The sequence below is a fragment of the Hoskinsella mucinilytica genome (genome assembly GCF_045223415.1).
In the GTDB taxonomy this organism is placed as follows: domain Bacteria; phylum Bacillota_I; class Bacilli_A; order Erysipelotrichales; family Erysipelotrichaceae; genus Hoskinsella; species Hoskinsella mucinilytica.
In genome coordinates, this window is record NZ_JBEQZJ010000017.1 from 65,277 (window position 1) to 77,204 (window position 11,928).

Consider the following 11,928-nt stretch of genomic DNA (forward strand, 5'->3'; position numbering starts at 1 on the left):
GCCAGACGATTGCCGGCTATGTAAAATAAAAAGACTACTCAAAAGAGAAGTCCTAACTAAAATATAAGGTTGTTAGTCAAACATAAATGCCATTTTTGTGTCTGATATACCAATTCGTTCATTTTTTGCATACAGACCATAAGATTTACTATCTCAGTACAAAACCCAATTAGTGAAATATTTATCTGCTTTTTTCTATCATAGAATACTAATGTTTGCTTGAATGGGTCTTTCAAAGATATATCATAATCATAGTGTCCTATTGAATTACGAATATTCCTTTTAAAAATATTTTCTATCATTTTTTCAAATTTATCAGTTCCATTGAAATACGGAATACGTTTTCCATTAGAATCAATTTTCTCAAAATCGTCTAATGTTTTAATTCCTTTTTTGTTTATCTTAAGACCATTTACTCTCATTTTTTGATAATCTCCTCTTACGAAAAGATTATCATATGCCGCTAATAAAGAAAGCGAGTCACCAAGTAATTCATAACCATGTATATAAATTGATTGAACTTCTTCAAATGAAACTGTTGTAATTGCAAAATCTTTTTCTAATTCTCGTTCATCTAATTCATAAAATTCTAATCCTATCACAGGAATAAACTTATCAATCTTTTCTGTGAATAACTGATTTAATTGATAGATTTTCTTTTGCCATTTGAGCAATTCATTACTTTTAGCAAAATGCTCACATAATTGCTTTAATTTTGATAGATTTTCACTTTTTCTAGCTACATCTTTATTAAGAAAATCGTCATATTGTTTGAAAATCATTTTACTATAATTCTCAAATTCTTTATCATTTAATACTTTGAAAAGTCCTATATCAAGTAAATGAATCTTTTGAATATCTACTAATTCTTGTGTATGCATTTTCATTAAACCATTCATATTGATTCTATCTAACTGTTCTCTCAGATATTTTGTCTTACCATTAAAATAAAGTTCATGAACCCAATCATTATAAGAAGATCGCTGTGCCTTATATCCTAGGCAATTATTCATTCTCTTTCTAAACAAATCATAATTATCCTCAGAAATCAGCATCGTGCTATTTAAAAATGGTGAGGGAACTATCGTATCCTCGAAACTTGAAACTTTTCTCAAAGCGTGAGTCAAGAGTTCTCCTGAAGACTGTATTACGTAATCAGCGCATTTGTCATTATCCGAGAGCTTACAGTCAGGGAAATCAGCACCACCATTTTCATACTCACCTCTTATTGTGATATTGCAATTGCCACAGTTAAATCTTATTGCGTGCCTATCTAAATAACCAGCTTGAACTCTAACTAGTGTAATCTTTCCACATACTGGGCATATGACCGGATATCTAGTAATCATCGGAATCAACTCCTTTCCTCTTTAGAATATTATAATCCATAATCAGTTAAGATGAAATAACATAACATTTAAAAAATTTACAATTGCTATTACTTCTGACATACTCTGCCTCCTTTCTTTAAGCCAATACAATTAAGACTGGCTATGTACAAAAAGAACAGCATCTCTAAGCTGTTCTAGTATAAATATTGTTATGAATATGAATCAATTAAAATTGTAAATAAGTAAATATTTGCTAACAAAAATTTTTTGAATCATCAATATAGCTCTTTGATAAAGGCTCATTTTGCTAACAGCTTGCTAACATGAACCCCTAAAACAGGTTAAAATCATAAGGAAATTCAGGAACGCACATAACAGTGGCCAACCCAAGAAAAGACGATAAATAAAGGATTATTTAACACTTTCAGGGATTAAATACTATAAGGAAAATAAGGGAACACACGCCTCCTAAGAATTAATTGCAGGTTCGATTCCTGCTGAGGGTGCCATATAAAAAGGTTTAGACACTTCACATCATGTTGTAAGGTGTCTTTTTTCTATTTATTTGGTTGACACTTCTTTGTTTTGAACTATCTATATGAAACACACTATAATATTAGTTGTTGTGACCCAAATATCGTATTTCAGATATAGAAAGGATATAGGTCCGCATCCATCTGCACATCCAACCTCAGGCGATCAGAAACCTATATCCATAATATACCATAAATATTTATACTTTTTTGATAGATCAACAGAATTATGTTTTAAATCATTTCGCAATATAACCTACTGTTTTACGTTCACCTTTCTTTAGAATCAAATCTAAAGCGATTAACTTATTCAAATATCGATCCAAACTAGTCAAAGGAATTTTTGTTTTTTCAAAGATTTTTTTCTATTTAAATTAGGAAATTCTTTCAATACATTTAAAACAATCTGTTCTTTTTCACTTAATGTGTATTCTAATGCCCCATTTAATGCCCTATTTTCTTCTTTCACAACCCATAATTTAAGATTCGTCATTCTCATTTCTTGATTCTCACTTAACTTGGTATTGAGTCAGGCAATAGAGTTGCTAATAAATTTGAAAATAGTGGTTTAACTGCAACAAAATCTGAAAACGTAGATGCACCCATTATTAACGAATTTCCACTTTGTTTAGAATGTGAATTCATAGAATATCAAAATGAAGAATATGGCTGTGGCGTTATTGGTAAAGTCGTAGGTGTAACTGCAGATGAACGCATTATGATTGATAATCAAATTGATATGTCCTTAGTTAATGCTATTGCCTTTGATCCTTATACACATGGTTACTATAAAGTGGGTGAAAGAGTAGGTGAAGCATTTAAAGACGGTTTGCAACTCAAAAAATAATTTAATACACTATAAGGTTTCTCATTTTTGAGAAACCTTATTTATAACAAATTCTTATTTATTCTACTCTTTATTCCATCTGCAAATTGGAATGTGTTACTTTTTGCTATTAAATTTAACAACAATAGTAGAAACTATAATTTCTATTAGAACCAGAATGATAATCTGAGGCATTTTACTACCTACCAAAATAGCAACTGCCATAGAGTCAATTAAAATATGTGCTATTATACATGGCAATACCCCTTTTGAATACTCTTTTATAGCACCAAACATAAAAGTATTTCCTAATATCATCAGATAAAAAATGAGATAATTGCTTGAACCTGCTGTTATCCATGGAAGCCTATAAACAGGAATGTGCCATAAAAACCAAATAATCGATATAATCAACATCTTCACTGTAAAAGACTTTATTTCAAGTTTTGGTTGTAGATACCATCGCCATCCACATTCTTCAAGACCACCTTGTAAAATTGTCCAAGGTAAATATGAAAGAATCATTACAAATGTTCCACCAGTAAATGTTACATTGTCAAGAGCTATGGAAACTCCATAATATATTGAAACACTACCAATAGCCATTAGATAGACGAAAAGATTTTCTTTTTGAAGAAACATTTTCTTCATTACAGAATCCACTTGGTCTAATTTAGCAAATATGATGGCTACAATCATTGGCGTCAGATTCATGAATATAAATAATATTGTAGAGCCTATACTAGTTCCATCGGAAAAAAGAATGAATAATATCTGTCCGATTATAAATGTTATTAGCAATGTCAAAGCTGAATAAGCCAAAGCCCTTTTTGTATTCTTCTGTTCCATATATTCCTCCACAATTTCTAATTGATGAGATGATTGGTTGAGACTATTATTTCTTAGTTACCCAGCGCTATCTCAGCTGCCTTTTTTGCATGTATAAGGGTAGTATCATATACTGGAAGTGAAGAATCCGCTTGGTGAATGAGTAACCCGATTTCAGTACAGCCAAGAATAACACCGGTAGCGCCTTTTTTCTTTAGGCTCTCTATTATTTTTTTGAATTTTATACGTGACTCCTCCTTTATAATCCCTAAACAAAGTTCATGGAAAATTATATCATTAATAACATCAATATCAGTGTCATCTGGAATAATAACGTCTATTCCCCTATCGATTAACTTCTTTTTATAAAAATCTTGTGTCATTGTATACTTTGTACCAAGTAAGCCAACTTTTTCAATTTGATTCATTTGAAGTTCATCTGCTGTAGCATCAGCAATATGAATGATAGGGATATCGATCATTGAGGAAATTTGTGGTACCACTTTATGCATCGTATTGGTACAAATCAAAATGAAATCTGCTCCGGCAGCTTCTAAGTTCTGTGCAGCCTTACCGAGAATATCGCCACTTTTTTTCCAATTTCCACTTGATTGACATTTCTCAATTTCATCAAATTCAACACTGTAAAGAATGATTTTTGCAGAATGAAGACCTCCAAGTTTATTTTTAACTTCTTCGTTGATAATCTGGTAATATGGAACAGTACTTTCCCAACTCATTCCACCTAGCAATCCAATTGTTTTCATAGTTTAATTTCTCCCTTTTTTTTACAAATCCACTTAAAAAATTCTGATAAATCTAGTGAATGAAAAATTATCGCTATACTCATTTTATTTTTGATACAGACTATCTATATCCATAAATGGTATACACTCCATTTTCTAATTCATACGGTATTGAATATTTTTTTAGGATTTCAATAAATTCCTTTTCACAATCATACCATACTTTCTTTTTCACCAACAGTCCACCATCCTCCATAAAAAAGCGTGGTCTAACTTTTAACCATTCCATTGCTTTATAATTTAAGAAATTAAAACTTTCCTCATCCAAACTGTAGAAGCAATTTGGTCCTTCATTTTTAATAAGATGTTGGACATACTCTTCTAAAATATAGTTATTGTCATCAAAAAGCGTTTTATATTCGTATGGGGGAACAAATGGCATTTCATTGAGCATCCCTACTCGCAATTCTTGCCATTTTGTATTATTCATAAAGCTCACTAAATTCCTTTTGGTGATGATATCCAAAATCATCTCTTTTTCGGTTTTCTTTGTTTTGTATCTTCCAGCAGAAATATCCTTTGCGAATCTTTCTACCCAGATCAAAAGCTGATGATCAAGCTTTTTGAATCTTTGACGAGTGAATATATATCCATCACGCTCAATAGTTAATAAATACATCCAATCTTTTTGTAATTTTAAGCGTACTCCATCAGGCCAATAAACAGATAATATACCATCATTTTGTCTTATACCACTGCCAAAATCTATATCATTGAAACCTGTATTTGGTAATGTTTTTCCATTAGTCTCCATATTCATCACACATCCTATCTTCGTTTCAAATTCTAACTTGATCAATCACTAGACTATATTGAAACACAAATGTCTTTCACAAGTTTGACAAATAATAAGAGTGCTGAATCTATCATAATAATACCCCTATCATCTGCTTCGTTTTGTTCATATGAATCAAAATACATTTTTTACTCATAACAATCGATCAATAATAGAATAAAAATATTCAAAATAAAGTTCGCCATACACTGGTATTAAAGTATTTTCATGTTCAATATACGTATAATAATTTATTGTTCTCCATGGATCCTTGCTCTCTATGATCAATCTATTTCCATTCTCTGAAACATCTAGAGTAGCATTTAACACATCTTTATTATAATGTACTTGTTCTATTTTTATATTAGAATCTTCTAAAATACTCAAATCCTGTCCTTCATTATATAGCTCACCAAATCTATCATTTCTAGAGCCATAATAGGTTAAAAATTCACTTTTTTTCTTAGAATCTAATTTTTCACATTGAACATCAATGATGCAATCTAAAGTAAAAGTATTTCCATCTTTTTTCTTAACAAGTATTTCATTTGCTTTGAAATCTTCCTTTACCTCAAAAACAATATAAAAATTACCACTTACATGTCCATCCAAATGATATCTATCTTTTACATTCTCTACAATGATTTGCGAGATATCGCCTTTATCGATGGATCCTTTCACATTATTTCCATGATTACCAACAATGGTGATCGACTCCACCTCATCATAAAAATGCTCAACATCCTTTTCGCTTTCTGCAAGAAACTGAATCATCACCTTTAAACTAATAGAATCATCTTTTATCTGTGCAGTTTCTAAGACATCCTCAAACAAGGCTTGATTCCCTTGAAAATAGAGCGAAGAAGGAAAGAACCTTATCGATTCTTTTTCAAAAACGCTCGATTTTTGATGACATCCTCCTAAAAAAGTACAGGAAATCATAATTAGTAAACTTAGATATCTTCTTATTATTTTTCGAGTTTCCATTATGTTAATTTCCTTCCCTAGTCTATCTTATAAAATTTTGACTACAACTTTATGTATGCTACAAGCATATGTTTAACCATACCTTCAAATAACATATTATTTATCACTTGTAGATTGCTAGTATCCCTTCAGTTTCTTCACTATTTCTGATATCAGTATATCCTAATTTTATTTACCATCCATTGACTTTTATTCTCATAATGAGCTACCTGTCTTTATTATAGATACATCACAATACTTAGTCAATGGTATCTATTTGTGATGAGATGCTTTTAATATTTACAAGAGTAAAATAGTAAATTCCACACCTATCCATTTACATTCCTTATTATCTATAAAAAACGTGTGATTTATAGAAGTTATATGCTATGATAATAAAGAGATCCTATTGGAGGTGATTATCATTAAACGTATAAAAAAATTCAAAATAGTAGCTTTTGTTATTTTTATTTTTCTATCAATGATAATTGTTCTTAATGTTTTGAAACATAATGAATACAAAGCTGTATCAAAAGATCTTTATCAAGGTTACATTCTTGTTTCAACTGATAATCAAGATATTACAAATGAATTCCGTAATAAATACATTGAGTTTTATAGGAACAAAGAATACAAAAAGATTTATGAAGCCTTAAACAAAACTGAATATGAGATGGTCTATGATAATCAAAACAATAAAATCAAAGTTTTTGATAGTTTAAATTAAGCTCGATTGTTTTTAGACATCACGTCAGTATTGGAATGTAAGTTAGATACCATTTGTTTCTGATACGAATACTTAAACTAAATTGTCAACGCTTTATTAGAAAGCCTGGCAATTTTTTATTATATTAATATCAAATCTCTCATAGCTCTACTTTACAGGTCATACAAAGTAATACATCATTATGTTTATATTATGATATTTTCATTTATTTGACTTACATCTTACCTCTTTCACCTATACTTGCAGTTTGCCAACCTTCCTTAAAAAAATCAATCATTTCTGTTTATAATCGTATCTTCATCAAAATTCAAACATGAATTATCCCTTAGTGCTAATCCAAATGCTGATCTTCTATTTATTTCCATTACTTTATCCGTATCCTTCCGAGCTTCAAAAGTGTCATACTCTTCTTTTGATATTATGTGATATTCAGGAATACCAACAGCACCTGTAAGAAATTCCATAGCATAAAGCTTATCTGAAAACTTTCCAACAGACATCCAATCACCTAATTTTAAACATTTATAATCTTTATAATTCATATTTCACCTCTAGAAAAACTTATGAAATCATTACTTCTTCCACTCAATCATTCTTGCTAATTCTGCTACTTCATTAGATGAATGAAATACAATCTTTTTCTCTTTTATTGCTTTATCGGTCAATTGAATCAATTGAAAAATATCTTTATCCACATCCACATAATGATAATATCTTGCTTCTGGAAATATCATCCAAGGAGAGAAACTATTCTCCTCTAGGTTCTTTACAGTTAAGGTAAGAAATCCTCGTTCGCATTCCAATATAATTTTATATTGATATGGTACGTAATGATATTCTAGATAAAAAACGCACATCTGTACAGGTCCCCAATAGTTAACAAGTACAATATCTCCCTTAAAGATCTTGATCATTGTTTTATGGCATTGTTTCATTCCCTCAATGCTTTTAGATTCACCTTCTAACAATAGTTCCATTTTGACCTCCATAACCTTTATAAATTACATCATTATCCTATTTACCATCTTCTTGTAACATAACATAATTGACAACGGATGATATTATAGAAAATTGAAATGCGATAATTCATTCTTTTCTAAAATAGATAATTCATTCTTTTCTAAAATATAAGTTAACGAAATAAATTTAATTCTTCTATCATTACGTTATCTTATACAATAACATGATCATATGCAATATGCTTCCCTATCACTCCCATTAACTCATCAATAAACCGGAAGTTGTTTACTGTGTGATAAGCCTATAACCTTATCTGTCTAAGAAAGTTGTTAAAACCATTTACACTTCATAGTAAAATTATCAGCATCATGAAATCCTGCTTTCCCATAGTATTTCTCATGCATCTGATCTTTGACAGCCTGTAACTCTATTCCAGCACCACCTTTTTCTTTTACTCTTTTTTCAAGCTCTGATAGTAACATAGTACCATAACCTTTATTTTGCTCACTATGTGAAATCACGATTTCTTCTAACGTATATGCTATAAGATCATCGTATTGTTTAAAATATCCTATCACAAACCCGATTACCTTATCATCGCAATCTTTCATGATAAGCGCATAATTATCATCAATACTAAATAACTGCCGTATACGTTTTCCTGCCGTTTTTTCTGTCCAACAATTTCCCTCATATTCGTTATAATGTTCGATATAAAAGGGAAGAACAAGCCCAATATCATCTTGTAACATTTCACTTACTTTCATATGTACCTCCTGAAATGCAAATTCTTAATTTAATCACTTACTCTCACAAAATTCTCTTATTGCGTTATTTATCCAAATATCACCATTACAAAAACGCCCTTCACCTTTATCACACAAATATTCTAGTGCTTCCTTATATTTTTTTTGATGAATCAGTGTAAGTGAAATTCGCAATTCTTCGTGATAAGGAGAATAAGATAAATTTTTATAAAAAGCATCCAATTCTACTATTTGTATCGTTTGATAAAAATGTTTTAAATATTCTTCGACATATTTTTCTAATTCCTGTAGATTTCCATTTGGTAATTCATCACAACTTTGATATATTTCTACACCACTTACGGTAAATGCACCAATGGCACGTAAACTAAATGGCTCTTTTTTATTGTTTGGCATTTTTAAAAAGTCCCATAACAAATCATCAATCCATAGAGGTTTAATTTCTTCATTTGTATTACAGATAAATCTTCCATCCGCTGTAAAGCCAACGTTAATAAAACATGTGAAAAACTTATCCTCTTTCTGAAACCAGATCATATAATCCTTTTTCTTAAGTTTGTACTTTTTTATTTTTTCTTTCAATATGTTAGGAAGCATTTTATTAAGTTCTCTTAATTTTCTTTGTTGTTCTCTTGTCATATCTATAATATCCTTTCCAATGTGATATTATTTATCTTCATCATATTCTGATATCTATCTTATTCAATTGTAAGCATTATAAAATTGCCATCTTCATAGTTATCTATTCGTTTACCGTCTTCTTCTTTCAGCTCCATTACCTCAGTACTGCCCACATAATATTTCTCTAAAATATCTTTTGGCAGATATTGAGTCTCTTCATGATCCTAAGTTCAGTAATTAAGTTTTGCATATGTTCCACCAGCAGCAGACTTATATTATACTGTTTATACCTCTACTTCTCTAATTGCATAGCATTGATAATTTTCATTTGATTTTCCTCCATAAACTCTAATAAATCTATGACTCCTTGTAAGTAAAACATTTGATTTAACTAACCTCATTATGACATTAAATTTCCTAGAATACAATAAGATTAAGGAATTGGAGTGATTTAAATGATAAAGTATGATAGACTTTGGAAAACAATGAAAACAAAAGGTGTAACACAGTATGATTTGTATACACATTACGATGTAAATCGATCTCAAATAAACAGGTTAAGACACAATAAAAACGTTGAGATATATACCATAAATAAACTTTGTAATATACTAAACTGTAAAGTTGAAGATATTATGGAACATTTCTTTGATGATAATACTTAATACTTAGGTAAAAAAAGCGATCAAATAATGACCGCCTTATACTTTTAGATGAATATCAATTACATTTTTTTCTTTTGTATTTGATTCCATTCCCTATTCTCACACCAATATACTGTATTATCTGTAACATCAAACACCATGGACACTACCGTTGGACATATTGTTTGTGAAGTCTCTTTTAAGATTTTAAAACAATCTGAAACATCAAAGTCCTCCTTTTTATGTTCAAGCATACCTACAGCTTTCTAATATCTGTCCCATCCCATCCAAGGGTGTTGTTCTGTTTCTCCTTTCAATGGAGAAAAATTAGTTAAAACGGAGTAATTGGGTTTAGGTAGATAGCGTGTTCCTTGTCCCGGAATGATTTGTAAGACATTGCCTGCACGATCTGATAATTGGGATTGAAATGTAACACCCGGAATGCTGAAAACCGGTTCTTTTTCAACAAGACTTTTGATTTCAACTAATGTTTTTTTACATAGAAGTAAATCAATATCTAACATCATGATATTTAGACCATCAGTATGAATAGGATTGCTTCTTTCATCAAATGGCCAACAAGTTGGCTATAGCAACAAAATCTCCTCTGGCATTGGCACCAAACAATGGTAACCAACCTTCTTTTTCATCCTTTATGGCAATATATACCTTATCATCCTTTGCAAAGACCTTATACTCCATATCCAAAAGATCTAGATTGAAGCCAATGATCGTTTTATATCCATTGGATACGATACTTGTACACATAATTTGTACTCCTCCTCTTCATCCTACTTACATATTTATTACATCAAATTCAGTTTTATTTGCTTCAATTTTTCTAGATTACCGGTTTGGATTGCAACTATATGATCCGCAATTTGTTTCTCTGACCAATTCCACCATTGTAAATCTAATAATTTGGATATTGTTTCTTCTGAAAAACGTTTTCTAATTGGTTTTGCAGGAATACCACCAACAATCGTATATGGTGGTATATCTTTTGTTACCACAGCTCTTGTGCCAATGATTGCTCCATCGCCAATGGTTACACCTGCCAAAATAACAGCCTCATATCCTATCCACACATCATTGCCAATGATGATATGGCCTTTATTATCCCATGCTTGTGCTACATCTTTCTTATCTAAATTCCATTCTTCGAAAAACAACGGAAATGGATAAGTAGATAGTGAAGATTGCGTATGATTTGCGCTGTTAAATAAGAATTTAGCTCCACAAGCAATCGAACAAAACTTTCCAATGATCAATTTATCCTTGTTCATTGGATAATGATACAAAACATTATTTTCTTCAAATAATCTTGGATCATTTACAAAATCGTTATACATTGTATAGTCACCTACGACTATATTTGCTTTCGTTATCACATTTTTTAAATAAATTGTTTCCTTATCTCCTGTTCGGGGATAAATTTTTTTATCCGAAATAGACATTTGAAAATCCTCCTAATTTAATTTTTCATGTATGCTATTTCGGATAATACAATGCAAAGCCTCACTTCCACCACTCCCTTCATTAAGTATGTTCTTTTTAAATACACTTACTTCATACGTTTCGCAAATATTTCTGCATTTATCAACCATTCACCATCATCTTGTACAGTAACATTTTTCCAGTGGAAACAATGATCTTCGATCTTAGTGAATATCCACTTTCTTCTTTCATCATTGATAAAGGTTAATACGATCATGTCATTTTGTTTTTTTGCTTCAAGTCTGATTATGTTTCCAATATAACCATAAGCCACATCCCATGCATGTGTGTTGGGATTATAGATACGTAGTGAAGATCCATATTCATAATCGGGAAGAATAATAACATCCTGAATAGCCATCCCCTCAAGAGCCCATGAAAAATGCCATTCACCCTGAATGGAAAGGGCTGGATTACTTTCAATATAATCTATTGCCCAACTACCGATAAGTTTTCCAAAATAATCAAACGCTTCAGGTAACGCCGGATTTTTACTATCACTTATGAGCGCTTCTACAAAGTTTTGCATTGGTATTTCCTCCAGTATAAATAAATTCTACCACATTCATTTATTCAAATACATGATATTATACTTTTTTCTTATTTAAATCGATCATCATCTCACTTGACCCACAATCATAACGCTT

General features: G+C 30.7%; 18 protein-coding genes. 3 read left to right on the forward strand and 15 right to left on the reverse strand.

The annotated features are described in order from the left end of the window. Window positions 1–56: 56 nt before the first annotated feature. Window positions 57–1,349 carry a hypothetical protein gene (locus tag UGRO018_RS07805; protein WP_416325915.1) on the reverse strand — a complete coding sequence of 431 codons (1,293 nt, stop codon included), beginning with the start codon at window positions 1,347–1,349 and terminating at the stop codon, window positions 57–59. 846 nt (window positions 1,350–2,195) lie between these two features. Then, window positions 2,196–2,363 carry a hypothetical protein gene (locus UGRO018_RS07810; protein WP_416325916.1) on the reverse strand — a complete coding sequence of 56 codons (168 nt, stop codon included), beginning with the start codon at window positions 2,361–2,363 and terminating at the stop codon, window positions 2,196–2,198. Between the two features lie 219 nt (window positions 2,364–2,582). Here UGRO018_RS07810 and UGRO018_RS07815 point away from each other — a divergent pair, with 219 nt between their 5' ends. Then, window positions 2,583–2,711, forward strand: coding sequence for a hypothetical protein (locus UGRO018_RS07815; protein WP_257336324.1), 129 nt, complete (start codon window positions 2,583–2,585; stop codon window positions 2,709–2,711). Between the two features lie 96 nt (window positions 2,712–2,807). Here the strand turns inward: UGRO018_RS07815 and UGRO018_RS07820 are convergent, their stop codons facing one another. From UGRO018_RS07820 to UGRO018_RS07835, 4 genes are all read right to left on the reverse strand, one after another. After that, complete coding sequence (locus tag UGRO018_RS07820; protein WP_416325917.1) at window positions 2,808–3,539, reverse strand: CPBP family intramembrane glutamic endopeptidase; 732 nt, start codon at window positions 3,537–3,539, stop codon at window positions 2,808–2,810. A gap of 53 nt (window positions 3,540–3,592) precedes the next feature. Further along, window positions 3,593–4,285, reverse strand: a complete 693-nt coding sequence (locus UGRO018_RS07825) for an aspartate/glutamate racemase family protein (RefSeq protein ID WP_416325918.1) — start codon at window positions 4,283–4,285, stop codon at window positions 3,593–3,595. 100 nt (window positions 4,286–4,385) lie between these two features. Beyond that, complete coding sequence (locus tag UGRO018_RS07830) at window positions 4,386–5,084, reverse strand: DUF6678 family protein (protein WP_416325919.1); 699 nt, start codon at window positions 5,082–5,084, stop codon at window positions 4,386–4,388. Window positions 5,085–5,252: 168 nt separating this feature from the next. Then, the gene (locus tag UGRO018_RS07835; protein WP_416325920.1) at window positions 5,253–5,933 is read right to left on the reverse strand and encodes a hypothetical protein; all 681 of its coding nucleotides are present in this window, start codon (window positions 5,931–5,933) and stop codon (window positions 5,253–5,255) included. A gap of 541 nt (window positions 5,934–6,474) precedes the next feature. Here UGRO018_RS07835 and UGRO018_RS07840 point away from each other — a divergent pair. Continuing rightward, entirely contained in the window at window positions 6,475–6,792 is a 318-nt protein-coding gene (locus UGRO018_RS07840) for a hypothetical protein (protein WP_416325921.1), read from the forward strand. Window positions 6,793–7,061: 269 nt separating this feature from the next. On the opposite strand, the gene UGRO018_RS07845 is transcribed toward UGRO018_RS07840, so the two are convergent. The 4 genes from UGRO018_RS07845 to UGRO018_RS07860 all read right to left on the reverse strand — a co-directional run bounded on the left by UGRO018_RS07845 (window position 7,062) and on the right by UGRO018_RS07860 (window position 9,158). Next, window positions 7,062–7,334 (reverse strand): hypothetical protein, encoded by a 273-nt coding sequence (locus UGRO018_RS07845; protein ID WP_416325922.1) that lies wholly within the window; start codon window positions 7,332–7,334, stop codon window positions 7,062–7,064. Window positions 7,335–7,364: 30 nt separating this feature from the next. Then, window positions 7,365–7,769 (reverse strand): hypothetical protein, encoded by a 405-nt coding sequence (locus UGRO018_RS07850; protein WP_416325923.1) that lies wholly within the window; start codon window positions 7,767–7,769, stop codon window positions 7,365–7,367. Window positions 7,770–8,081: 312 nt separating this feature from the next. Further along, window positions 8,082–8,519 (reverse strand): GNAT family N-acetyltransferase, encoded by a 438-nt coding sequence (locus UGRO018_RS07855; protein WP_416325924.1) that lies wholly within the window; start codon window positions 8,517–8,519, stop codon window positions 8,082–8,084. 33 nt (window positions 8,520–8,552) lie between these two features. Then, window positions 8,553–9,158, reverse strand: a complete 606-nt coding sequence (locus tag UGRO018_RS07860) for a hypothetical protein (protein WP_416325925.1) — start codon at window positions 9,156–9,158, stop codon at window positions 8,553–8,555. Between the two features lie 437 nt (window positions 9,159–9,595). Between UGRO018_RS07860 and UGRO018_RS07865 the strand changes: the two genes are divergently transcribed. Then, window positions 9,596–9,805, forward strand: a complete 210-nt coding sequence (locus tag UGRO018_RS07865; RefSeq protein ID WP_416325926.1) for a helix-turn-helix domain-containing protein — start codon at window positions 9,596–9,598, stop codon at window positions 9,803–9,805. Window positions 9,806–9,864: 59 nt separating this feature from the next. On the opposite strand, the gene UGRO018_RS07870 is transcribed toward UGRO018_RS07865, so the two are convergent. From UGRO018_RS07870 to UGRO018_RS07890, 5 genes are all read right to left on the reverse strand, one after another. After that, window positions 9,865–10,038 carry a hypothetical protein gene (locus UGRO018_RS07870; RefSeq protein ID WP_416325927.1) on the reverse strand — a complete coding sequence of 58 codons (174 nt, stop codon included), beginning with the start codon at window positions 10,036–10,038 and terminating at the stop codon, window positions 9,865–9,867. A gap of 12 nt (window positions 10,039–10,050) precedes the next feature. Beyond that, on the reverse strand, window positions 10,051–10,311 hold the full coding sequence (locus UGRO018_RS07875; protein ID WP_416325928.1) for a hypothetical protein: 261 nt from the start codon (window positions 10,309–10,311) through the stop codon (window positions 10,051–10,053). A 40-nt stretch (window positions 10,312–10,351) separates the two neighbouring features. Next, on the reverse strand, window positions 10,352–10,552 hold the full coding sequence (locus UGRO018_RS07880) for a hypothetical protein (protein WP_416325929.1): 201 nt from the start codon (window positions 10,550–10,552) through the stop codon (window positions 10,352–10,354). Between the two features lie 38 nt (window positions 10,553–10,590). Continuing rightward, window positions 10,591–11,235: a CatB-related O-acetyltransferase gene (locus tag UGRO018_RS07885; protein WP_416325931.1), complete on the reverse strand. Its 645-nt coding sequence runs from the start codon at window positions 11,233–11,235 to the stop codon at window positions 10,591–10,593. 113 nt (window positions 11,236–11,348) lie between these two features. After that, window positions 11,349–11,810 carry a hypothetical protein gene (locus tag UGRO018_RS07890; RefSeq protein ID WP_416325930.1) on the reverse strand — a complete coding sequence of 154 codons (462 nt, stop codon included), beginning with the start codon at window positions 11,808–11,810 and terminating at the stop codon, window positions 11,349–11,351. Window positions 11,811–11,928 lie beyond the last annotated feature (118 nt).